Origin of the sequence: Streptomyces sp. Ru71 (assembly GCF_002920535.1) — a bacterium.
GTDB lineage: Bacteria > Actinomycetota > Actinomycetes > Streptomycetales > Streptomycetaceae > Streptomyces.
Map to the genome: position 1 here is coordinate 15,531 of NZ_PQSS01000072.1, position 21,993 is coordinate 37,523.

Here is a 21,993-nt window from a genome sequence, read left to right on the forward strand (position 1 = left end):
GGGGGCATGCGGAGGGAAGGAAGGAGGACGGTCGCCATGACGACTTCTGACACGGACTCCCCCCGCCGTCACACCGATGCCCCCGGCCCCGCCCGGCCGCGCCGACTGCCCGGCTGGGCCAAGCTGCTGCTGTCGGTGGTGCTGGTGCTCGCCGTGTTCTTCGCGGGGCTGCGGCTGAGCGTGCTGCCGGGCCTGCGGGAGGTGTTCGGCACCGAGACCCACGACCGTTCGGGCCCGGCCCTGCTGAAGTCCGTGCGGGACATCAGCCGTTACGACGCGGCGTCCGGCACCTTCCAGGTCGTGGTCGACCTGGACAAGGACGCCAAGTTCCTGCCCGACGCCATCCGCGGCACCCGCACCCTGTACGTCGGTGCGGGCACCGTCGACGCCTACGTCGACCTCGGGCGGGTCGGCGAGCGGGACGTGACGGTGAACGGCGACCGCACCGCGGCGACGCTGCGGCTGCCGCACGCCCGGCTGGGCCGCCCCGCCCTCGACCCGGACCACTCCTACGCGGTCTCCAAGCAGCGCGGTCTGCTCGACCGGCTCGGGGACCTCTTCTCGGACAACCCCAACAGCGAGCAGGCCGTGCAGCGACTGGCCGCCCGGCACATCGGGGAGGCCGCCCGCGACAGCGGGCTGACCAGCCGCGCCGAGAGCAACACCACGGCCATGCTGACGGGCCTGCTGCGCTCGCTGGGCTTCACCGAGGTGCGTGTCTCCTACGGCACCTGATCAGCCGCCCAGGACACCCGGCAGCGCGAGCGCGCCCAGCAGGACCGTGCCGGCCAGCACCCACGCCACGTAGTCGCCGATGTGCCCGGACTGCAGGCGGCGCAGGGGCAGCGCCCAGCGCGGGGCGGCCAGCCAGGCCGGCCGGGTGACGGCGACGGCGGCCAGGGCCACGGCCAGCGCGGTGGACAGCAGGCCCAGCAGGACACCGGTCGGTGTCCAGTGCACGTCGGTGCGGACGCCGCCGGAGCCGGCCTCGTTCACGGCGTCGGCGACCACCCCGGCGAAGCCGGGGACCGCGCCGACGGCGAACGCGGCGGCCAGCAGCACCGCGGGCACCGCGGTCATCGTGTCGGGGACGCGGGTGAGCCGGCGTTCGGTCTCGGGCCGCTCGCTCGCGCCGGTCGTCTCGTACTCCGCGCTCTCCCGCGGCCTCGGCCCCAGTCCGAAGAACACCCGTGCGGTCAGCCGCAGTACCGCCCCGGCGGTGACGGCGGAGACGGCCACGTACAGGGCGGTGAGCGGACCGCCCGCGGCCTCCTCGCCGATCGCCTTGCCGAGTCCGGTGCCGAACGGCGGCAGCCCGGCCAGGGCGAGCCCGCCGACGGCGAACATCACCGCGACCGGGCGCATCCCGCGGGCCCGGCCGTGCAGCACGTGCTCGTCGAGGCAGCCGTAGCGGTCGAGGAGGATGCCCGCGCAGGCGAACAGCGCCGCCTTCACTCCGGCGTGCCCGAGGAGGTACAGGGCGACCCCGTCGTCGGCCTCGGGCGTCAGCTGTCCGACGCCGAGCAGGAACAGGCCGGTGTGGGCGACGGTCGAGTAGGCCAGCAGCCGTTTGACGTGCCGCTGGTACCAGCACATCACCGCGCCGACCACCGCGCTCAGGGCGCCCGGCACGGCCAGCGCGTGCCCGGCGTCGGCCACCGGCACCCCGCCGGGACCGGAGAACACGGTGGAGTACACGCGCCACACGCCGTACACGCCGAGTTCGACCATGACACCGGACAGCAGCATGCACACGGGGGTGGGTGCGACGGCGTGCGCGTCGGGCAGCCAGAAGTGGAACGGCACGGCGGCCGCCTTGACCAGCAGCCCGGTCAGCACCAGCACGAACGCGGTCAGGACCAGCGCGTCCGGCGTGCCGTGCGCGTCCAGGCCGCGGCCGATGCCGGTCATGGCCAGTTCCCCGGTCCGCCCGTACAGCAGGCCGATGCCCATCAGCATCGCGTACGCGCCGAGGGAGGTGACGACGGCGAAGGTCAGCGCGCCCTGCACGGCCCTCGGCTCGTCGATGCGGTACCCGGTCAGGGCGTAGGCGACGACGCTCATCAGCTCGAAGAACACGAACGCGTTGAACAGGTCCCCGGCGATCGCGAACCCGCACATCCCGGCCTGGAAGACCAGCATCAGCGCCGGGAAGGACCCGGCGTGGCGGCGCGGCGGCTCGTCGAAGTAACGCCAGGAGTACACCAGCGCGGCGAGGGTCAGCAGGGAGGCGAGCGCGGCGAGGCCGAGGCCGGGCCCGTCGCCGACGACCACGATGCCGACGCTCTCGCCGTTCACCGGCAGCCAGCCGCCGACCCACTCGACCATGGGCGGCGAGGAGTTCAGCAGCAACACGAGCGCGAGGGCGCCGGTGCCGGCGGAGACCAGGCAGCCGACGGACTCGGCGGCGGCGCGGGGCAGCCGGCGGCCTGCGGCGACGAGCGCACCCGCGCCGAGCAGCGGGAGGGCGACCAGCAGCGGGATCAGATGGTGCATCAGCCGCGCAGCTCGGACAGTTCGTCGGGGTCGACCGTGTCGTGCCGCTTGGCGATCTGCACGACCAGGGCGAGCAGCAGGGCGGTGACCGTGGCGCCGACGACGACGTCGGTCAGCGCGAGGGCCTGCACCACCGGGTCCACGACCGGCCGCGAGCCGGGTGGGATGTCGGAGAACACGGGCGCGGTGGCGCCGTCGCGGTAGCCGACGGCCAGCAGCAGGACGTAGGTCCCGGCCTGGCAGACGGACAGGCAGCCGACGGCGTGGATGAGGTTGCGGCTGGTGGCCAGGCCGTAGGCGCCGGCCAGGAACACCCAGGCGGCGACCAGGTACGGCAGGACGTGCAGGACGGCACTCATCTGTTCTCCCTCCCCTGTCCGTTCTCCTCGACGATCTCCACGGCCTGGTCCAGGAAGTTGGCGAGCAGCACGACGATCGCGCAGGCGACCTCCATGCCGATGGCCGCGTTCAGCAGCGGGACGAGCCCGCCGGAGGAGAGTGTGTTGAAGGTGCCGTACGGCAGCAGTGTGTTGGCCAGGAAGGCGGTGCCGGCGAGGACGCCGGCGAGGCCGGTGACGAGGTAGGCGCAGGCGGCGAGCGCGTCGCCGGCCTCGTACAGGCCGATCGGGCGGACGCGTTCCAGGGCGCGGTAGTCGGCGCCGAGGTAGAGCAGGTGCAGCGCGGTCGCGGTGACGACGCCGCCCTGGAAGCCGCCGCCGGGGCTGAGCTGCCCGTGCGCGATCACATAGAGTCCGGTGAGCACGGCGACGGGCAGCACGACGAGCGCGTAGCGGCGCACCGGGCGGGCGACCTCGGCGGGCTGGGGCGCGGCGCGGTGTTCGTCGCGGGCCTGGCGCAGCAGGACCACGCAGCCGAGCACGGAGGCGAACAGGATGCTCATCTCGCCGAGCGTGTCGAAAGCGCGCTGGTCGAAGTTGACGGACGCGATGGTGTTGGCGGTGCGCCGGGTGAGCGCGGCGTGCACGGCGCGGTCACCGTAGGGGTGGCGGTCGCCGCCGAAGGCGGGCAGGTCCAGGCAGGCGGCGACGAGCAGGGCGGCCAGGCCCGCGCCGCCCAGCGCGACGAGCCACAGCCGTACGCGCCGGCTCATCGTCCACCGTCCTTGGGCCGGGCGCGGCGGCGCACCTTGCGGACCGTCAGCAGCAGCAACAGCGGTGTGACGGCGGCGCCGACGGCGAGCTGCGACAGGCCGACGTCGGGTGCCTGGAGCACGGTGAACAGCACCGCGAGCACCACGCCGAGCACGGCCAGGACGAGGGACTGGCGCACCGGGTCGCGGGTGGCCACGGCGGCGGTCGCGGCGGCGGCCACGAGCAGCAGCGCGACGACGATGACGGCGTCGGTCACCGGAGCGCCACCTCCTCGACGGCAACGGCCGCCCGCGTGGGGCGGCGGGTGTCAGCCACCGCGCACCCCGGTGATCCCGCCGGACAGCGCGCGGGAGGCGACCAGGTTGCCGCCGACCAGCAGCGCCCCGATCACCAGCAGCTTCACCATGGCCCGTCCGGGGCCGGTGGCCACGCACAGCGCGACGACGCTCACCGCCCCGACACCGGCGGCCGCCCAGGTCGCGGCCCGGGCGCGTGGCGGGTCGTCGGCGAGGTCGTCGGCGAGCAGCCGGGCGAAGACGAGGGTGCCGACCGGGCCCAGCAGCGCGAGCAGCAGGGCGAGGTCGACGTAGGAGGTGCGCTGGTAGCCCTGGGAGAGCAGCAGCAGGCCGGGGCAGACCAGCGCGGTGGACAGGTTCTGTGCGACGGCCCGTCGGCGCAGCGGGCCGGTCGCCACGCCCCACAGCGCCGCCCCGGCCCCGCCGGCCAGGACGACGGCCGCCGCGAGGAGCCAGCCGTTCACCGGTCGTTCACCGCCCGCCGGGCGGCCCGGGCGGCGAGCGCGCCGACCGCCGCGGCGCCGCCGCCCACCGCGAGCTCCAGCGGGTAGACGGTGCTGATCAGCACCAGCCACAGCACGGCGAGCGCGGCCCACCAGGCGAGGAGTTCGCCCGTGGCGCGCAGTGTCGTACGCCGGTCCACCCGCCACCTCCTCGCCGCCCGCCGTCGCCCTCGCCCGTGCCGTCGTCTGCGGGGCATCCAAGCACCGCGCACGCCGTGGTGGGCGGCGGCACGCGCGGGCCTGCACCCGGAGTGCCCCGACCGCAGGAACGGAAACCGCCGCCGGCCGCCCCGGCCCGGGGCCGGAGCCGGACTGGCCGGGCGGATCGCGGGTAACCGGCCTGCCATGCAAGGAGGTTGGAGCAAGACCCTCATGACCCGGCTGACGTGGAGCAGGGCGGGACGCCCGTGGTTCGCCTTCGGCAGGGCAGCGCCCGAGCGGCGGGCGCGGCGCCGGTGGCCCGCCTTCGGCAGGGCGGCGTCCGACCGGCCGGCGGGGCGCCGGTGGCCCGCCTTTCGCAGGGCGGCCCCCGCGCGGGAGGTGAAGGAGCGTCAGGGGCCGTTGCGGCTGGTGGTGCGGCTGCTGGTGTCGGTGGCGGCGTTCGTGCTGATGGTGGCGTTCGCCGTGGTGCTGGCCAGGCTGACGCTGCGGCCCTCCCCCGCGTCGGAGGCGTTCACGCACACCAATCTGCACCCGGGGCGCTCCCTGCGGGCGTATCTCGACCAGCCGGCGCTGCGCGACGCCGTGAAGCAGATCGGCGGGAACCTGCTGCTGGGGGTGCCGTTCGGGGTGCTGGTGCCGCTGGTGGCGCCCCGGGCCCGGCGGGTGTGGCGGGTGCTGGTGCTCACGGCGGTGGTGATGCTGCTGGTGGAGCTGGTGCAGGGCGCGATGGTGACCGGGCGGGCCTTCGACATCGACGACGTCATCCTCAACACGGCGGGCGCGCTGGCCGGTTACCTGCTCCTGGGGCGGCGGCTGGGCCGGGCGGTGCACGCCAGGGCGAGCCGGGCCTGAGGTCAACTCCTGGTCTGCACCAGGGGCTTGACGGCCACTTACTTCACGCCTTGAATCAAGAGGCGACACGCACCGCTCCCCCACCCCCCACCTCGGTCCGGCCCGCCCGCGCACACGGGCCGCCGGACGGAAGGGAGAAACCGTGGTCCGTCCACGCACGCTCCGCCGATGTCTGCTCGCCGCCGCCTCCGCCCTGCTCGCCGCGTCCGCCGTGGTGGCCCCCGCACGGGCGCAGACCACCGACGCGACGGCCCCGGCACAGGTCCGCAGCGCCGAGCCGGCCGCGGCGGCGGTGACCTTCTCCGACACCTTCGACGGACCCGCCGGCGCTGCGGTGGACTCCGCCAAGTGGCAGCTGGAGACCGGCGACAACGTCAACAACCACGAGCGGCAGTACTACACGTCCGGCACGAAGAACGCCGCGCTCGACGGGCAGGGCCATCTGGTGATCACGGCCCGGCGCGAGAACCCGGCCGGCTACCAGTGCTGGTACGGCACCTGCCAGTACACCTCGGCCCGGCTGAACACCGCGGGGAAGTTCACCGCGCAGTACGGGCACGTCGAGGCGCGGATGAAGATCCCGCGCGGGCAGGGCATGTGGCCGGCGTTCTGGATGCTGGGCACCCCGGTGAACTGGCCGGACTCGGGCGAGATCGACGTCATGGAGAACGTCGGCTTCGAGCCGTCCACCGTGCACGGCACGATCCACGGCCCCGGCTACTCCGGCTCCGGCGGCATCGGCGCCGCCTACACCCTGCCCGGCGGCCAGGCCTTCGCAGACGCCTTCCACACCTTCGCCGTGGACTGGGCGCCCGGCTCGATCACCTGGTCGGTGGACGGCACCGTCTACCAGCGCCGCACGCCGGCCGACCTGGGCGGTCGGACCTGGGTGTTCGACAAGCCGTTCTTCCTCATCCTGAACCTGGCCGTGGGCGGCTACTGGCCCGGCGACCCGGACGGCTCCACCGTCTTCCCGCAGCAGCTGGTGGTCGATCACGTGTCGGTGACCACCGGCGACTCGGCCGCCGCCGTGCCGATCCGCGGTCTGGCGGGCAAGTGCGTGGACGTCGCCGGGGCGAACCCCGCCAACGGCACCCCCGTCCAGCTCTACGACTGCAACGGCACCGCCGCCCAGGCGTGGACGGCCGGCGCGGACGGCACGCTGCGCGCGCTCGGCAAGTGCCTGGACGTGACCGACCGCGGCACGGCGGACGGCTCCACGGTGCAGCTGTGGGACTGCTCGGGCGGCGCCAACCAGAGGTGGACCGTCACGGCGGCGCACGACATCGTCAATCCACAGGCGGACAAGTGCCTGGACGCCACCGGCGGCAGCTCCGCCAACGGAACGCGCCTGCAGATCTGGACCTGCACGGGTGGCGCGAACCAGAAGTGGACGCTCGGCTGAGCCGCCCGGCCGTCAGCGGCGGCGGTGCGTGGTCCAGGTGAACTTGTCGCCGCCCACCCAGCGGACGACGTCGGGGTCGTCCAGGTCGTGGACCAGGATGCCGTACGCGGCGGCGGCCTCCAGGACGTCGGTGACGCTCTTCGCCTCACCCACGACCTGACCGTCGATTTCCACGATGCGAAACGGCGGCGTGCCCGGCTGCACTCCGAGCACCAGGATGCGCGGTTGGGAGATGTGGGGGCTCGCGACTTCGGTCATGTCATCGAGAGTAGAGCGGAACCGGGACGAACGGGTCATCCGGCCGCCTCGTCCAGCACAGGGCGCGGACGCGGGCGAGCTGCTCCGGGTCGGTCAGCGGTCGTCCCCGCCGGTCGAGGTAGCGGAAACCCCGGCCGTGGCGGACGCGCCGGAAGCCGGGCCGGTCGCAGGAGACGGTACGCAGTCGCACGGCCGGCCGCTCAGGGCCGGCGCCAGTCGTCGCTGTCCAGGTGCGAGCCGGCCTGCGGTCCCATGCGCAGCATGCCGCCGTCCACGCTCCAGGAGGCGCCGGTGACGTAGGAGGCGTCGGGGCTCGCCAGGAAGGCGATCACGGAGGCGACCTCGCGGGCGTCGCCGGGGCGGCCGAGCGGGACGCCGGGCCGGGACTCCCGGTGCACGTCGGTGTCCTCCTGGCCGGTCATGGGCGTGGCGATCTCGCCGGGCGCGACCGCGTTGACGGTGATGCCGTGCTCGGCCAGCTCCAGCGCCATCACCTGGGTGAGCAGGCCGAGGCCGCCCTTGGCGGCGCAGTAGGGGGCGGCGCCGACCCGGGGCTGGTGCTCGTGCACCGAGGTCACGTTGACGATCCGCCCGCCGTCGCCCTGCCGGATCATGTGCCGGGCCGCCTTCTGCCCGCACAGGAACGGGCCGATCAGATCGACCTCCAGCACCTCGCGCACGGTGGCGAGCTCCAGGTCGAGGAACGGCGTCATGGTCCCGGTGCCGGCGTTGTTGACCAGGACGTCGAGCCGGCCGAGCCGGTCGCACAGCTCGTCGATCGTGCCCGCGGCGGTGGGCAGCCGGGTGAGGTCCAGGTGCTCGACGGCGGCCCGCTGCCCGTGCGCGCGGACCTCCTCGGCGGTCTCCTCGGCGCCCTTGAGGTCCTCGTGCCAGGTGATCCCGACGTCCAGGCCCGCCCGCGCCAGCCGTACGGCGGTGGCCCGGCCGATGCCGGAGTCGGCGCCGGTGATCACGGCGACCCTGCCGCGGGTCCGGGTCGGGCCGGTCATGGCAGGCCTCCTCGTGGCGATGTCGAGCCATCGCAGTACCCGGGTGCGGGGCGGGCAAACGGCGGCCCCGCGCGGCCGGGCCGTCGCCGTGCACGGTCCGCGGCGCTGGGGAACCCTGGGGGCAGGAGGTGGCGATGGATCCCGTGGCGGCTCTGGAGCGGATCGCGTTCCTGCTGGAGCGGTCCCAGGAACCGACGTACCGGGTGCGGGCCTTCCGTACCGCGGCGCGGGTGGTCAAGGAGCTGCCCGAGGACGAGCTGCGACAGCGGGCGCCGACCCTGGAGTCCCTCAAGGGCGTGGGGCCGAAGACCGCGCAGGTGGTGCGGGAGGCGCTGAGCGGTCAGGTGCCCGGATACCTGCGCAAGCTGGAGGAGGCGGCGGGCGAGCCGCCGCCCGTGCGCGGCGGGGAGCGGCTGCGGGCGCTGCTGCGCGGCGACTGCCATCTGCACTCCGACTGGTCCGACGGCGGCAGCCCCATCGAGGAGATGGGGCGGGCGGCCGCCGCGCTCGGCCACGACTGGGCCGTGCTGACCGACCACTCCCCGCGCCTGACGGTGGCCCGCGGCCTGTCTCCCGAGCGGCTGCGCGAGCAGCTCGGCGTGGTGGCGGAGCTGAACCGCACCTGGGCGCCGTTCCGGCTGCTCACCGGGATCGAGTGCGACATCCTCGACGACGGCTCCCTGGACCAGGAGCCCGACCTGCTGGCCGAACTGGACGTGGTGGTCGTCTCGGTGCACTCCAAGCTGCGCATGGACGCCCGCGCGATGACCCGCCGGATGGTGGCCGCCGTACGCAATCCGCACGCCGACGTCCTCGGGCACTGCACCGGACGCCTGGTCACCGGCCGGGGCCGCCCGGAGTCGCAGTTCGACGCCGAGGAGGTGTTCGCGGCGTGCGCCGAGTCCGGCACGGCCGTGGAGATCAACAGCCGCCCGGAGCGGCTGGACCCGCCGCGCCGGCTGCTGCGCCGGGCGGTCGAGGCGGGCGTGCTGTTCTCCATCGACACCGACGCGCACGCGCCCGGGCAGCTGGACTGGCAGATCAACGGCTGCGCACGGGCCGAGGAGTGCGGGGTGAGCGCCGAACGCGTGGTCACCACCTGGTCCGTCGACGAGCTGCTCGCCTGGACCCGCACCGGCCGTGTGCCGTCCGGCGTGGCGGGCGGCTGACGTGGTACCCGTGCCGGTCGCGAGAGAAAGGATCACCGTATGGAGCGTGCCGCCGTCTTCGACGTCGACGGAACCCTCGTCGACACCAATCACCTGCATGTCGTCACCTGGTGGGAGGCTCTGCGGCAGGCGGGTCACCGGGTGCCGATGCACGCCGTGCACCGCGCGGTCGGCCTGGGCTCCACGGATCTGATCGCCCACCTGCTCGGCGAGGACCGCGACCAGGACCAGGACGCGCAGCTGAGCGCGGCGCACACCGCGCTGTACGGCCAGTACTTCGACCGGCTGCCCGCCCTGCCCGAGGCGGGGGCGCTGCTGAAACGGCTGCACGGCGACGGCTGGGCGGTGGTGCTGGCCACCTCCGCGAGCGGCCCCGAACTGGACGCGCTGCGCCGGGCCATCGACGCCGACGACGCGATCACGGCGACCGCGAGCTCCGACGACGTCGAGCAGGGCAAGCCGGCGCCCGAGCCGGTGGAGCACGCCCTGGAGCTGGCCGGGGTGAGCGCCGAGCGGGCGGTGTTCGTCGGCGACACGGTGTGGGACATGCGGGCCGGCCGGCGGGCCGGGGTGCACTGCGTGGGCGTCCTGTGCGGCGGCATCCCGCGCGCCGATCTGGAGGAGGCGGGCGCCCGGTCGGTCTACGCCGACCCGGCCGACCTGCTCGCGCACCTGGACGACAGCCCGCTGGCGTGAGCGGCCCTCGGCGTGATCGACGCGGCGAGGCGGATACCCGTCGCGCATGACACGAGCGACGGACGCCGTACGGGGTGAGGCCCGCGCCGTCGGCCGGGCGGTCCGCGCGGCCGTGCACGGCCCGGGCCGCGAGCGGGACCTGGTGGTGCAGTCACTGAAGGCGGCGGCGGCCGCGCTGCTGGCCTGGGTGGTGGCGCGGATCTGGCTGAACGACCCGATGGCGCTGATGGCGCCCTGGGTGGCCGTCGTCCTGGTCCAGGCGACCGTGTACAGCTCGCTGCGGCGCGGCACCCAGCAGTTCGCCGCGATCTGCGCGGGCGCGCTGATCGCGTCGGCGGCGCAGGCGGTGACCGACGACACGACCGGCGCGCTCGCCCTGTCGCTGCCGCTGCTGATGCTGCTGGCGAACTGGCCGCGCTTCGGCGACCAGGGCGTCTACGCGGCCACCACGGCGATCTTCACACTGACGGCGGGCTCGGTGTCGGCGTCCACGGTCGGCCACCGTATCGGCCAGGCGGCCCTCGGCGCGGTGATCGGGGTCGCGGTCAACGCCCTGGTACTGCCGCCGGTGCATCTGCGGGACGTTCGGGAGAACCTGTCGGCGCTGGCCCGGGAGGCGGGCGACACGCTGCACCTGGTGGCGTCCGGGCTGCGCGAGGGCGACTGGGACGCGTCGCTGACCGCCGAGTGGTCGCGCGCCGCCGACCGGTTGCAGCGGCGGTGCCGGGCGCTGGGCTCGGCGCGGGCCTGGAGCGAGGAGAGCCTGCGCCTGACGTCCGCACCGCTGCGTGCTCTGCACCGGGTGCCGCAGGCGGTGCCGCCCCGGGCGGAGGACGAGCGCTTCGGCCGGGTCGCCGGGCATGTCACGGCGCTGACCCGGGCGCTCGCGGTCGCCGCCGACGACGCGCGCAGCCCCGCCCCGCCGCAGGGCGAGGCGCTGCGCCTGTACGCGGCCCTGCTGGAGCTGATCGGCGAGGCCTGCCGTGCCGAGGCGGACCGGCTCGGCGATCCGCACGCGGGGCCGTCGGCGGGCGACGCGCGGCGCGAGGAGGAGATGGAGGAGCTGCGGCGCCGGCTCCAGAAGAGTCTGCAGGAGCACGTGGGGCTCGGGGCCTCGGTCGCGACGGTGCTGGGCACGCTGCTGCTCCAGGCGGAGAACATCTGGGCGGAGGCGGTGCCCCGGCCGGACGGCGGTGACGAGGGCGAGCCGGAGCCGGTGACGCAGATCACCTCGAACGGTGACAAGCCGGGGAACACCGGCCGGTAGTGGACCGTTGAACCAGCCGTGGGTGCGGAGGGGACAGTGTCCCCGGGCCTCACCTTTTGCCCACAGGGACGATCGTTCGGCTGAAGCCCTGTGGAGCCTTTCGCCGAGAGGCGACCGCCCTCCGCGCCCACCACAGACCGCCCCGACCGCGATCCCCCCGTCCGGTCGGGGCTTTCCCTTGTCCGAGAGTGGCGCTTGACTTCGAGTGCGCTCCAATTCATAGCGTGCCGGTCATGAGCGACAGCATGATCACCGCACAGCACAAGATCGGCTCCGGCTTCGGCGCCGAGTCCACCGCGGACGACGTCCTGGCCGGCCTCGACCTCACCGGGAAGCTCGCCCTCGTCACCGGCGGCTACTCCGGGCTCGGCCTGGAGACCACCCGGGCCCTGACCAAGGCCGGCGCCCGGGTCGTGGTGCCCGCCCGGCGCCCCGCCGCCGCGCAGGAGAACCTGGCCGGCATCGACGGCGTCGAGGTGGACGACCTCGACCTCGGTGACCTGGACAGCGTGCGCGGCTTCGCCGAGCGCTTCCTCGCCTCCGGGCGCAGCCTCGACTACGTCATCGACAACGCCGGGATCATGGCCTGCCCCGAGACCCGGGTCGGGCCCGGCTGGGAGGCGCAGTTCGCCACCAACCACCTCGGCCACTTCGCGCTGGTCAACCGGCTGTGGCCGGCGATCGAGCGGGGCGGCGCCCGCGTCGTCTCCGTCTCCTCGCGCGCCCACCACTTCTCCGGCATCCGCTGGGACGACCCGCACTGGCGCGAGGGCTACGACAAGTGGCAGGCCTACGGCCAGGCCAAGACGGCGAACGTGCTGTTCGCCGTCCACCTCGACCGGCTCGGCCGGGACCGGGGCGTGCGGGCCTTCTCCCTGCACCCGGGCGGCATCATCACGCCGCTCCAGCGGCACATCCCCAAGGAGGAGATGATCGAGCGCGGCTGGATCGACGAGCACGGCACGGTACTCAACCCCGAGGGCTTCAAGACCCCGGCGCAGGGCGCGGCCACCCAGGTGTGGGCGGCGACCTCGCCGCAGCTGGACGGCATGGGCGGGGTGTACCTGGAGGACTGCGACATCGCCGAGCCCGCCGTGGACGGCGGAACCACCGGCGTCAAGGCCTGGGCAACCGACCCGGCCGAGGCGGCCCGCCTGTGGACGCTGTCCGCAGAACTGACGGGTGTGAACGCGTTCGCGGCCTGAGAGCCGTGCGGCGGGGGGCGCCCCTCCGCGGGGCCCGTCCGCGGGGCCCACGCAGGCAGCGCCCCGCCCCGCAGGGAGCGCCCCGCCGGGGAGCGCCCCGCCGAGGGCGACGCGCCGTGGGGCGAGACGCTCACCCGCCGTCCGGGTGGTCGGTCCCGTGGCGTCCGGCGGCTCAGGCGGTGGAGGCGAATTCGCGGAGGTCGGCCGTGAGTTGTTCGGCGTGTGTGGCGAACAGGCCGTGGCCGCCGCCCTCGTACACCTTCAGCGTGGCGTCCGGCGCCAGCGCCGCCGCACGGCGGCCGGTGGGCTCCAGCGGCGCAGAGGTGTCGTGGGTGCCGTGGATCACCAGGACCGGCAGGTCGAGCTTGGCGATCTCCGGGGCCACGTTCAGTCCGGCGATGAGCTCGCGCAGCGCGATGCCGGCGCGGGGCGTGGAGACGTGGCAGGCGCGGACCATCGACTGCACGTACGCGTCGGAGAGTTCGTTGCCGGGCAGGTGCCGGGCGAAGAACGAGTCCGCGCCGGACTCGAAGAAGGCGGCCCGGTCCCGCCGCACGGTCTCGTTGGCCTCCCGCATCGCCTCCGGGGCCAGGCCGTCGGGGTGGTCGGCGCAGCGGACCAGGCCGGGCGCCACGCCCGCGACGAGGACGAGCCGCGCGACCCGCCCGGTGCCGTGCCGGGTCAGGCAGCGCACGGCCTCGACGGTACCGACCGAGTGGCCGACGAGGGTGACGTCGCGCAGGTCGAGGTGGTCGAGCAGACCCTGCACGTCGTCGGCGAGGCTGTCCAGGTCGAAGCCGTCCCACGCGTCGTCCGAGCGGCCGTGCCCGCGCCGGTCCAGGCCGACGCACCGGTAGCCCTCCTCGGCCAGCGGGTTCATCTGCGCCTCCCACATCTCCGTGCCGAAGTAGGCGCTGTTGACGAAGGCGATGACGGGCCCGTCGGCCGGTCCGTGGTCGACGAAGTGCAGCCGGGTGCCGTCGACGGGGCTGGCGAAGTACGGCATGGGACGTCCTCCTGCGATCCGGTGGGCGGGTACGTCCCTCATCGTGGCGTGGGCCCGGACGGGGGTCGATTACCCCGGACGTCATGCCCGCCCGGTGGCGACGGCCGCGGCGCGGTGATGTGCTGGAGGGGTCCCCGGGAGGCGTCATGGGCCACTCGTTCTCCACCCGCCCCTCCCCTGCCGGGCCGACCGGACCGGACAGGCCGCTGCTCCCCGCGCGGGACCTCGCGCTCGCCTGGTCCCTGATCGTGCTGATCGCGGCGCTGGCCTGGGTGCTCACCGTCGGCCAGGCCCGCGACATGGGCGTCGAACCCGGCACCATGGGCATGGCACTGCCGCTGTTCCTGTTGCTGTGGCTGACGATGATGGCGGCGATGATGCTGCCGTCGATGGCGCCCGTGGCCATCACCTGGGCGCGCTCCATCGGCCGCCGCTCGTCCGGCTGGACCCGCGCGGCGCGCACCACGGAGTTCGTCTGCGGCTATCTGCTGGTGTGGACGGCGTTCGGGCTGCTCGCCTACGCGGCGCTCGCGTGGACCGGGCATCTGGTGGACGACCATCCCGCCGCCGGCCGCTGGATCGGCACCGCCGCGTTCGCGCTGGCCGGCCTCTACCAGCTGGGCCCGCTGAAGAACCTTTGCCTGCGGCACTGCCGCAGCCCGATGAGCCAGCTGATGCGTTACGCGGCCTTCCGCTCCCCGGCCCGCGACCTGCGGGTGGGCGTGCACCACGGCGCGTACTGCGTGGGCTGCTGCGCGGGCCTGATGGTGGTGCTGATCCCGCTGGGCGTGATGAACGTGGCCGCGATGGCGGGCCTCGCGGTGGTGATCTTCGCGGAGAAGCTGTGGCCGTGGGGGGTGCTGCTCGGCCGGGCGCTGGGCGTCGCCTTCCTCGTGCTGGCGGTGCTCGCGCCGTTCCACCCGGGACTGCTGCCGGGGCTGCAGCACGCGGCCCCGTCGATGGGCGGGATGTGACCGGCGGCGCCGCCCCCGTGCGCGGCGCTCGCCGCCGGTCCGCCGCCGTCAGGCACGGCCCCTGGCCGCGCCCTCTCCCTCCTCCTCGCTGCTGAACGCGTAGTCGGCCGCCTCGCCGTACGCCGCCTGGTAGCTCAGCCCGAAGGCGTCCGAGGTGCCCGTCGCCGTGCCGACCCCGAACTCGGGTGCGAAGCCGAACATCGCGTTCCTGACGGTGGTGGGCGTGCCGTCGGGTCCCTTCAGGGGCTCGTAGGTCAGATCGGTGCGCCCCTCCACCTTCACCGCGGGCTTGCCGTCGTCCTGCGCCGACACCGCGGCCCGCTCCATGCCCAGGTACTCGCCGTAGAACTGCGACAGCGCGCCGAACGGGCCGCCCTCACGGCCGGACAGGATGCGTTCCAGCGCCTGTGCCTGCTCGTCGTCGGCGCCGCTGTCCACGACCAGCCCGATCTTCCAGTTCCCGGAGGTCAGATTGGACGGGAACTCGTTGTAGAACGCGAAGTCCACCCCGGACAGGTCGATGTCGTCCAGGTGCCCATCGGTGATGTGGAACACCGCCGAGCCCAGGCAGCCGACGTTTCCGTCCTTGTCCAGCGGCGGCCCGTCGAAGGGGCAGCCGCACAGCACCGCGCAGGAACACCCTGCCACGTAGTTGCCGGAGATCGTCCATCCCATGGCTCCCGCGCCTCCTCCCGTAGCGGTGAGCGCCGTGCCCTTCCACGCTATGCCTGTCAACTGACGCTGTAAACGCATCCCCGGCCGGCAGCGGTCCGGCGTGGTTGCGTGCCCGGCCGGGCCCCGGGTACCCGGGTCGTCCAGCCGCGGCGAGGAAGGGAGCCGAAGGTGAGCAGCACCTCGGGCAGCAGGATCGTCGTCACGGGCGCCACCGGCAATGTCGGCACCAGCGTGGTGCGACTGTTGTCGGAGGATCCCCAGGTCGGGTCGGTACTGGGGCTGGCCCGCCGGGTGCCGGACTGGTCGCCGCCGAAGACCGAGTGGTCGGCCGTCGACCTCGCCTCGGAGCGGGCGGGACTGGCCGAGCGGTTCGCCGGCGCGGACGCGGTGGTGCACCTGGCGTGGGCGTTCCAGCCGACGCACGACCCGGCGACCACCTGGCGGACGAACGTGCTCGGCAGCATCCGGGTGTTCGAGGCGGTGGCGGCCGCGCGGGTGCCCGCGCTGGTGCACGCCTCCTCCGTCGGGGCGTACTCGCCGGGGCCCAAGGACCACGCGGTGGACGAGTCCTGGCCCACGCACGGCTGGCCGGACGCCGCGTACTGCCGGGAGAAGGCGTACCTGGAGCGGACGCTGGACACCTTCGAGCGGGAGCACCCCGAGACCCGGGTGGTGCGGATGCGGCCGGCGTTCCTGTTCAAGCGGGAGTCGGCGAGCGAGCAGCGGCGGATCTTCGGCGGCCGGTTCCTGCCGGGCCCGCTGGCCCGGCCCGAACTGCTGCCGTTCCTGCCGGACGTCCCGGGTCTGCGGGTGCAGGCGCTGCACACCGACGACGCGGCACGGGCGTACCAGCTCGCCGTGACCTCCGACGCGCGCGGCGCCTTCAACCTGGCGGCCGAGCCGCCCCTGGACGCCCGGGTGCTGGGCGAGCTGCTGGGCGCGCGGCCGGTGCGGCTGCCGCGTACGGCGGCCCGGTCGGCGATCGCCGCCGCGTGGGGGCTGCATCTGCTCCCGGCCTCCCCGCACCTGTTCGACGCGGTGCTGCGGCTGCCGCTGATGGACTGCACCCGGGCCCGCGTGGAACTGGGCTGGCTGCCGGAGCGCGCGGCGACGGACGTGATCCAGGAGTTCCTGGAGGGCCTGCAGCAGGGCGCGGGCGCGCGAACGGCCCCGATGGCGGGACGCAAGGTGGGATGAACGGCTCCCCGCGGGCTGCTCGGCCGGGTGTCCTTGATCGCCGAGGCGGGTTTCGAGGGCGGGCCCGCAGGTACTCGCGGGGGCCGGACGAACGGAAGGGAGCATGTCGTGGCCGCACATCGTGACGACGAGCCCGGCGAGCGGGCCGACCCGGTCCCGCGCGACCTGCCCGACCAGCAGGCCGACGCCGGCGAGGACCCCTGGGACGCCGGCCCGGCAGGCGAGGACGCCGGGACAGGCGACGAGCCCGACGTGCCCGACACCGACGAGGCCGGCACGGGCCGCGAGGGCGCCCCGCACGCGGCGGGAGTCAACCCGGACCAGCCGGTACCCGACGAGCCCTCGGGCTGAGCGGAGCCGGCCGCTGGACCGCGACCGGGACTACCGCGGCGCCCGTTCCTGCAGGGCCGTGCGCCAGGCCGGTGCCGGGCCCGCCGCCGTCGGTTCCGGGCCGCGGCCGCCGCGGGCGAAGAAGTCGGCCAGCGGGAGGATCGCCGCGCCGACGGTCACCGCGTCGGGGCCGAGCCGGCCGAGTTCGATGGTGACCTTCTGCGCCGGATGCCGCAGGGCGTAGGCGGTGGCGTGGCGGCGCACCGCGGGCAGGAAACGGGGGCCGAGCTGGAGTCCAGCCCAGCCGCCGATCAGGATGCGCTCGGGCTGGAAGAGGTTGATCAGGTCCGACAGCCCGGCGCCGAGGTACTCGGCGGTCTCCTCCAGTACGGCGAGCGCGACGGGGTCGGGATCGGCGCCCTCGGGCGGGTAGGCGGCGGCGAGCATCGCGGTGAGGGCCGCCTCCTCGTCGGTGCCCGGCGGGATGCTGCCGCCCTCCTCCGCCCAGCGGGCCAGCAGGGACTCGGCGCCGGCGTAGGCCTCCAGGCAGCCGAGGGCGCCGCACCGGCAGCGCCGTCCCCGCACCCGTACGGTCAGATGGCCCCACTCCACGGCCCGCCCGTGTTCCACATCGGGTGTGACCAGGCAGGCGCCGACGCCGGAGCCGAAGAGCACCACGACGGCGTTGCCGGCGCCGCGTCCGCCGCCGAACCACATCTCGGCCTGGCCGAGGGTCTTGGCGCCGTTGTCGATGAAGTACGGGACGGTGCCGGGCAGCGGGGAACCGTCGCGCAGCAGGGCCTCCAGCGGGGCGGCGTCCCAGCCGATGGTCTGGCCGTGCACCACGGCCCCCCGCTCCGGGGTGTGCTGCACGATGCCGGGGACGCCGATGCCGACGCCGAGCAGGTGCTGGGCGTCGATGCCGGAGGCGGCGAGCACCTCGGCGATGCCGTCGCGGATGTGGCCGACGATCGTCTCGACGGCGTAGCCCTGGCGCTCCAGGGGCCGTTCGGCGCGGGCCAGTTCGGTGAGCGTGAGGTCGAACAACTCGACCCGCACCCGGGTCTCGCCGACGTCGACGCCGATCATGTGGCCGCTGCCGGGGGCGACGCGCAGCAGGGTGCGGGGGCGGCCGCCGTCGGAGTCGACGCTGCCGGCCTCCTCCAGCAGGCCGTCGGCGATCAGGTCGGCGACGACGTTGCTGACCGATCCGGAGCTCAGCCCGGTGGCCGGGCCGAGCTCGAAGCGGCTGAGCGGCCCGTCGAAGTAGAGGCGCTGGAGCACGGCCGTCCGGTTGGCCCGCCTCAGATCGCGTACCGTGCGCCCGTTCCGCCCCGCCATGTGGCTCCCTTCCGCCCCTGCCGACCTGCACCCTATCCCCCGAAGGGCCGGATCCGCACTTTCCCCATCCCTTAGTTCATGGACAAAGGTAAGCCCTCCGGCCCCCGGCCACCGCCGATGGGCCTCCGCTCACCCCGCCGCGTACACGTCCTCGACGTACCGCCCGGCGGCGATCAGCTCCTCGGCGTGCAGGAAGTCGGCGTCGGGAGCGTCGCAGCCGAAGTAGCACAGCCCGGGCGGCAGTTCGGCGCCCTCGGCCAGGGCGGCCAGCCGGTCGGCGGCGGCGCCGCGGAAGGGTGCGAGGCCGGTTCCGGCGGCGACCAGGACCACCGGCACCGAGTGGTCGACACGGAAGGCCTCGCGGCACGGCTGCCTCGCGCTGCCGGCGGGGGGCGCCACCACCGCCCACGCCGCCCGGGAGACGGGCCTGACGGCGGACGGGGTGACGTACCACCTGCGGCGGCTGTCGGCCCGCTGGGGCGCGGCGAACCGTACGGAACTGGTCGCGCGCGCCTACGCGTCGGGAGTGCTGACACCCGGGGTCCGGCCGCCGACGCCGGCCGCCGAGCAGGCGGTACCGGCGCCCTCCGGTGCGCCGAAGCGGGCCAGTGTGTGCCACACCATCTTCAGGTCCTGGAGGTCGTAGCGGCCGGTGCGGGCCGCGTCGCCGAGGACCCGCGGGTCGATCACGCCGTCCCGGGCGATGCGGGCACCGAGGCGGGCGTACTCGGCGCCCCGGTAGTCGGCGTGGCGGTGCAGTTCCGCCACGGTGAGCCGGTAGCCGGGGTGCCACTCAAGGGGGCAGGGCAGCAGCCGGGCGGCCGCCTCCACGGGGGTGCCGCGGTAGCAGGCGTCGAGGACCAGCGCCTCGGCGTCCCGGGCGAGGAGGACGCCCCCGTGCACCTGGGCCTCGATGTAGTCGTTGAGCGGGTCCTGGTCGTCGTCCTCGGCCAGGGCGATCAGGCGCATGCCGGCCGCGACGCCGAAGTCGGCGGGCTCGGCCGCGCTGTCCGGGTAGCAGAAGGTGGCGCGGGCGAGTGCGTCCGGGACGAGCCGCAGGTGCGCGGAGCCGAAGCGGGGTGCTGCGCCGACGACCTGGCGGCGGAAGTCCAGCGCGCCGTACACGGGCCGCTCGTGCGGGTCGGCGTCGTCGTAGGCGCCGCCGAAGATGCGGCTCTCCCATCGGCAGCGGTCGCCGCCGGGGTGGGCGGTGAGGCCGCCGTTGCTGGTGCCGGTGACGAACTGGGAGTGGTAGGCGCCGTCCCGGGCCAGCGCCCGCAGGATCGGCACGCCGTGGACCAGCCGGTCGGGGTGGAAGTTGAGAGTGATGCGGAGATCCGCCGGGACGGCCGGGCCGGCCGAGCGCGCCGCGACGTACCCCAGGGCCGCGCGCGCCCGCGGTGCGGTGATGTCATGGAAATCCATTGGCGCCCTTTCGTCCTGCCTGCCTAACCTAGGAGAAAACCTAGGGCCCCTAGGTTCCGTGACCAGGAAGCACTCATGAGATCACTCACCGAGCGGGACATCCGCAACTCGTTTATCAACTGCTCCAAAGGCGAGGCGAAGCGTCTGGCGGTGCCACGGGATCTCGACGTACGCCCCTGGGACGACCTGGACTTCCTCGGCTGGCGCGATCCGGGCGCACCCGACCGCAGCTATCTGGTCACCGAGCGGGACGGAGAGCTGGTCGGCGTCGCCTTCCGCTTCCCGCCCGCGCAGCGCGCGATCATGCAGCGCAGCCTGTGCGGGCTGTGCCTGACCTCGCATCCGCGCGGCGGGGTGTCGCTGATGACCGCGCGCAAGGCGGGCGCGGCCGGCCGGGAGGGCAACTCGGTGGGCCTGTACATGTGCACCGACCTCGCCTGCTCCCTCTATCTGCGCGGGAAGAAGATCCCGCAGAGCGGCACCCGGTTCGACGAGAGCCTGACCCTTGAGGAGCAGATCGCCCGCGCCACGGACCATCTCTTCACCTTCCTCGACAAGCTCCGTTCCTGAGCCGGCGGCCCGGTGGGCCGTGGCGCTCGGTTTCGGCCATGGGGCGTTCGATGCGCGAGAGGAACGGGAACAGGCCAAGGGATGCGAGATGTACGTGAGTGGACGCCGGCCCTCGCGCGGTTGTGGCAGCTGCGTCGGGACCCCGCGGTCGTGCAGGCGCTGCGGTCGGCGGCCGCGGCGACGGTCGCCTACGTCGTCGCGGTGCGGCTGAGTCCCGAACCCGCCCCGCTGACCGCCCCGCTGACCGCGCTGCTGGTCGTCCAGGTGACCCTGTACGCCACGCTCACCAACGGCATCCGCCGGGTGAACGCGGTGGTGGCCGGTGTGCTGGTCGCCATCGCGTTCAGCCTGCTCGTCGGCCTGACCTGGTGGAGCCTCGCCCTGGTCATCGTGGCCGCGCTGGCGGTCGGCCATCTGGTGCGCGTCGAGGAGTACGTCCAGGAGGTCGCGATCAGCGCCATGCTGATCCTCGGCGTCACCACGCACGGCGCGACCGCCTGGGCGCGGGTCCTGGAGACGCTCATCGGCGCGGTGGTCGGCATGGGGTTCAACCTGCTGCTCGCCCCGCCGGTGTGGGTGGACGAGGCGGGCGAGTCCATCGACGACCTGGCGCGGCGGATCCGGCAGATGATGATCCGCGTCGGCGAGCAGGCCGCCGGGCGCCCCTCCTACGAGCTCGCGGCGGCCCGGCTGCACGAGGCGCGGCGCCTGGACCACGCCATCGCCGAGGTGGACGCGGCCCTGCGGCAGGCCGAGGACAGCCTGCGCTTCAACCCGCGGGTGCGCGAGGGACTGCTGCACCGGGTGGTGCTGCGCACCGGCCTGGACACCCTGGAGATCTGCACCGTCGTGCTGCGGGTGCTCGCGCGCACCCTGACCGACCTGGCCAAGGAGCGCGACCCCGAGCCACTGTTCCCGCAGGCCACGGGCGCGGCGATCGAGGATCTGCTGTCCGAGGTCGCCGACGCCGTGGTCAGCTTCGCGGTGCTGGTCACCACGCACACCAGCGACAGCGCCGAGTCGGCGGAGGAGCGGCTGACCGCCCAGCTGCGGCAGGCCGCGGCCACCCGGGACAAGGTGGCCCAGCTGCTGCTGGACGAGGTGCGGCACGACCCCCGCAACTGGCAGCTGAGCGGCGCCGTGCTGACCGAGGTCAACCGCATGCTCGACGAGCTGGACACCGAGCACCGCTCGCGCCGGCTGCTGGAGGAACTGGACCGGCACACCCGCGAGCAGCGCGAACGGCTGCCGTGGGTGGCGTGGCTGCGCGAGCGCCTGGGCCTGCCGCGCCGGCTGCGGCGGGGCGGCCGGCGGCTGCGCGCGCGCATCCCGGCGCGGCTGCGGCGGAACCGCGAGGCGGCGGTCCGGCGTTCTTCGTGACGACACCGTGTGCTCGGTGTCCGAAAAGGCACTGGACGAGGAGCGTGCGGATGAGCGGTGGCGTGCGGATCGACGGGAACACCCTGCGGCTGCCGGGCGGTGTGGCGGTGCGGTTCATCCGTACCCTGCGGCTGCCCGAGTCGGGCACCCATGCGCTGCCTCCGGGACTCGGCGAGTTCCCGGTGCGCCGGGTCGCGGACTTCCCGGACACCGTGCCCGAGGAATGGCGGGCGCGCGGTGGCGTGATGCTGCCGGTGTATCTGCGCGAGGCCATGTGGCTGAGTTTCGCCGGCAGCACCGAGCCGGCCGCGCTCCAGGTCGGCGTGGGCAAGGTGTGCGCGGTCTCCGGCGAGCCGTGGACCGGCCGGCTCTCCCGCGGCCCGCAGAACTACGTCGTCCTGCCCCGCCAGCCCTGGCTGGACGGCATCAACTCCGGCAGGGGCACGGTGCGCCAGTTCGTCGCGGTGCCGCTCGGCCTCGGCGCGACCGTGGAGGGGCAGGTCACCGGCGAGGAGGTGTGGGGCGGCGTGCAGCTGCAGTCGTTCCCGCTGGGCGAGCGGGCGCTGGCCCGGTGGCGGGAGGAGCAGCGGCCCCAGGACGGCATCGACTGGATGGGCCACGGCGGCCCGCCGACCGGCGTCGGGATGCCTGCCCCGGGCGGGAT

At 74.5% G+C, this 21,993-nt stretch carries 24 protein-coding genes and 3 pseudogenes; 14 read left to right on the forward strand and 13 right to left on the reverse strand.

Going from position 1 to position 21,993, the window contains the following annotated elements; all coding sequences use genetic code 11:
• Positions 1–36 precede the first annotated feature (36 nt).
• Positions 37–735, forward strand: coding sequence for a DUF4230 domain-containing protein (locus tag C3489_RS30320; RefSeq protein WP_103785292.1), 699 nt, complete (start codon positions 37–39; stop codon positions 733–735).
• Here C3489_RS30320 and C3489_RS30325 read toward each other — a convergent pair whose 3' ends face one another.
• From C3489_RS30325 to C3489_RS30350, 6 genes are read right to left on the reverse strand one after another with little or no spacing between them, the layout of a single operon-like run.
• Positions 736–2,496: a complex I subunit 5 family protein gene (locus C3489_RS30325; RefSeq protein ID WP_103785293.1), complete on the reverse strand. Its 1,761-nt coding sequence runs from the start codon at positions 2,494–2,496 to the stop codon at positions 736–738. It abuts the gene before it with no gap.
• Positions 2,496–2,855 carry a sodium:proton antiporter gene (locus C3489_RS30330; RefSeq protein WP_103785294.1) on the reverse strand — a complete coding sequence of 120 codons (360 nt, stop codon included), beginning with the start codon at positions 2,853–2,855 and terminating at the stop codon, positions 2,496–2,498. Before C3489_RS30330 ends, C3489_RS30325 begins: the two co-directional genes overlap by 1 nt.
• A complete protein-coding gene (locus tag C3489_RS30335) occupies positions 2,852–3,607 on the reverse strand; it encodes an MnhB domain-containing protein (protein ID WP_103785295.1) in 756 nt (251 codons plus the stop codon). Before C3489_RS30335 ends, C3489_RS30330 begins: the two co-directional genes overlap by 4 nt.
• Positions 3,604–3,864 carry a hydrogenase subunit MbhD domain-containing protein gene (locus C3489_RS30340; protein WP_103785296.1) on the reverse strand — a complete coding sequence of 87 codons (261 nt, stop codon included), beginning with the start codon at positions 3,862–3,864 and terminating at the stop codon, positions 3,604–3,606. Before C3489_RS30340 ends, C3489_RS30335 begins: the two co-directional genes overlap by 4 nt.
• Positions 3,865–3,915: 51 nt before the next feature.
• Positions 3,916–4,368 carry a monovalent cation/H+ antiporter complex subunit F gene (locus C3489_RS30345; RefSeq protein WP_103785297.1) on the reverse strand — a complete coding sequence of 151 codons (453 nt, stop codon included), beginning with the start codon at positions 4,366–4,368 and terminating at the stop codon, positions 3,916–3,918.
• Complete coding sequence (locus tag C3489_RS30350; RefSeq protein ID WP_103785298.1) at positions 4,365–4,547, reverse strand: hypothetical protein; 183 nt, start codon at positions 4,545–4,547, stop codon at positions 4,365–4,367. Before C3489_RS30350 ends, C3489_RS30345 begins: the two co-directional genes overlap by 4 nt.
• Positions 4,548–4,779: 232 nt before the next feature.
• Between C3489_RS30350 and C3489_RS39660 the strand changes: the two genes are divergently transcribed.
• Both C3489_RS39660 and C3489_RS30360 read left to right on the forward strand, forming a co-directional pair.
• On the forward strand, positions 4,780–5,421 hold the full coding sequence (locus tag C3489_RS39660) for a VanZ family protein (RefSeq protein ID WP_258055019.1): 642 nt from the start codon (positions 4,780–4,782) through the stop codon (positions 5,419–5,421).
• A 142-nt stretch (positions 5,422–5,563) separates the two neighbouring features.
• Positions 5,564–6,826 (forward strand): ricin-type beta-trefoil lectin domain protein, encoded by a 1,263-nt coding sequence (locus tag C3489_RS30360; protein ID WP_103785299.1) that lies wholly within the window; start codon positions 5,564–5,566, stop codon positions 6,824–6,826.
• Between the two features lie 12 nt (positions 6,827–6,838).
• On the opposite strand, the gene C3489_RS30365 is transcribed toward C3489_RS30360, so the two are convergent.
• On the reverse strand, positions 6,839–7,084 hold the full coding sequence (locus C3489_RS30365; protein ID WP_103785300.1) for a hypothetical protein: 246 nt from the start codon (positions 7,082–7,084) through the stop codon (positions 6,839–6,841).
• A 200-nt stretch (positions 7,085–7,284) separates the two neighbouring features.
• On the reverse strand, positions 7,285–8,094 hold the full coding sequence (locus C3489_RS30375; protein WP_103785301.1) for an SDR family oxidoreductase: 810 nt from the start codon (positions 8,092–8,094) through the stop codon (positions 7,285–7,287).
• Between the two features lie 134 nt (positions 8,095–8,228).
• On the opposite strand from C3489_RS30375, the gene C3489_RS30380 reads away from it, so the two are divergent.
• The 4 genes from C3489_RS30380 to C3489_RS30395 all read left to right on the forward strand — a co-directional run bounded on the left by C3489_RS30380 (position 8,229) and on the right by C3489_RS30395 (position 12,431).
• Positions 8,229–9,263, forward strand: a complete 1,035-nt coding sequence (locus tag C3489_RS30380) for a PHP domain-containing protein (RefSeq protein WP_103785302.1) — start codon at positions 8,229–8,231, stop codon at positions 9,261–9,263.
• Positions 9,264–9,302: 39 nt separating this feature from the next.
• Positions 9,303–9,959 (forward strand): HAD family hydrolase, encoded by a 657-nt coding sequence (locus C3489_RS30385; RefSeq protein WP_103785303.1) that lies wholly within the window; start codon positions 9,303–9,305, stop codon positions 9,957–9,959.
• 46 nt (positions 9,960–10,005) lie between these two features.
• A complete protein-coding gene (locus C3489_RS30390) occupies positions 10,006–11,226 on the forward strand; it encodes an aromatic acid exporter family protein (RefSeq protein WP_103785304.1) in 1,221 nt (406 codons plus the stop codon).
• 245 nt (positions 11,227–11,471) lie between these two features.
• Entirely contained in the window at positions 11,472–12,431 is a 960-nt protein-coding gene (locus tag C3489_RS30395; protein WP_103785305.1) for an SDR family NAD(P)-dependent oxidoreductase, read from the forward strand.
• Positions 12,432–12,603: 172 nt separating this feature from the next.
• Here C3489_RS30395 and C3489_RS30400 read toward each other — a convergent pair whose 3' ends face one another.
• Entirely contained in the window at positions 12,604–13,437 is an 834-nt protein-coding gene (locus C3489_RS30400) for an alpha/beta fold hydrolase (protein ID WP_103785306.1), read from the reverse strand.
• 146 nt (positions 13,438–13,583) lie between these two features.
• Here C3489_RS30400 and C3489_RS30405 point away from each other — a divergent pair, with 146 nt between their 5' ends.
• On the forward strand, positions 13,584–14,411 hold the full coding sequence (locus C3489_RS30405) for a DUF2182 domain-containing protein (RefSeq protein ID WP_103785307.1): 828 nt from the start codon (positions 13,584–13,586) through the stop codon (positions 14,409–14,411).
• 48 nt (positions 14,412–14,459) lie between these two features.
• Here C3489_RS30405 and C3489_RS30410 read toward each other — a convergent pair whose 3' ends face one another.
• A complete protein-coding gene (locus tag C3489_RS30410) occupies positions 14,460–15,086 on the reverse strand; it encodes a DUF1326 domain-containing protein (RefSeq protein ID WP_103785308.1) in 627 nt (208 codons plus the stop codon).
• Between the two features lie 168 nt (positions 15,087–15,254).
• On the opposite strand from C3489_RS30410, the gene C3489_RS30415 reads away from it, so the two are divergent.
• On the forward strand, positions 15,255–16,283 hold the full coding sequence (locus C3489_RS30415; protein ID WP_103785309.1) for an SDR family oxidoreductase: 1,029 nt from the start codon (positions 15,255–15,257) through the stop codon (positions 16,281–16,283).
• 108 nt (positions 16,284–16,391) lie between these two features.
• Positions 16,392–16,634 (forward strand): hypothetical protein, encoded by a 243-nt coding sequence (locus C3489_RS30420; RefSeq protein ID WP_103785310.1) that lies wholly within the window; start codon positions 16,392–16,394, stop codon positions 16,632–16,634.
• A 30-nt stretch (positions 16,635–16,664) separates the two neighbouring features.
• On the opposite strand, the gene C3489_RS30425 is transcribed toward C3489_RS30420, so the two are convergent.
• Positions 16,665–17,954, reverse strand: a complete 1,290-nt coding sequence (locus C3489_RS30425) for an ROK family transcriptional regulator (RefSeq protein ID WP_103785311.1) — start codon at positions 17,952–17,954, stop codon at positions 16,665–16,667.
• Between the two features lie 165 nt (positions 17,955–18,119).
• Positions 18,120–18,326, reverse strand: a pseudogene (locus tag C3489_RS30430) (hypothetical protein); the annotation flags it as partial.
• Position 18,327: 1 nt separating this feature from the next.
• Here C3489_RS30430 and C3489_RS39670 point away from each other — a divergent pair.
• Positions 18,328–18,513 (forward strand): annotated as a pseudogene (locus C3489_RS39670) (diguanylate cyclase); the annotation flags it as partial.
• Here the strand turns inward: C3489_RS39670 and C3489_RS30440 are convergent.
• Positions 18,468–19,379, reverse strand: coding sequence for a DUF3626 domain-containing protein (locus C3489_RS30440; RefSeq protein ID WP_103785312.1), 912 nt, complete (start codon positions 19,377–19,379; stop codon positions 18,468–18,470). The pseudogene C3489_RS39670 and the gene C3489_RS30440 sit on opposite strands and share 46 nt — an antisense overlap.
• A 75-nt stretch (positions 19,380–19,454) precedes the next feature.
• Here C3489_RS30440 and C3489_RS30445 point away from each other — a divergent pair, with 75 nt between their 5' ends.
• The 3 genes and pseudogenes from C3489_RS30445 to C3489_RS30455 form a co-directional block, all read left to right on the forward strand.
• Positions 19,455–19,949 carry an FBP domain-containing protein gene (locus tag C3489_RS30445; protein WP_103785313.1) on the forward strand — a complete coding sequence of 165 codons (495 nt, stop codon included), beginning with the start codon at positions 19,455–19,457 and terminating at the stop codon, positions 19,947–19,949.
• Positions 19,950–20,030: 81 nt separating this feature from the next.
• The gene (locus C3489_RS30450; protein ID WP_103785314.1) at positions 20,031–21,329 is read left to right on the forward strand and encodes an aromatic acid exporter family protein; all 1,299 of its coding nucleotides are present in this window, start codon (positions 20,031–20,033) and stop codon (positions 21,327–21,329) included.
• Between the two features lie 50 nt (positions 21,330–21,379).
• Positions 21,380–21,993, forward strand: a pseudogene (locus tag C3489_RS30455) (hypothetical protein); the annotation flags it as partial.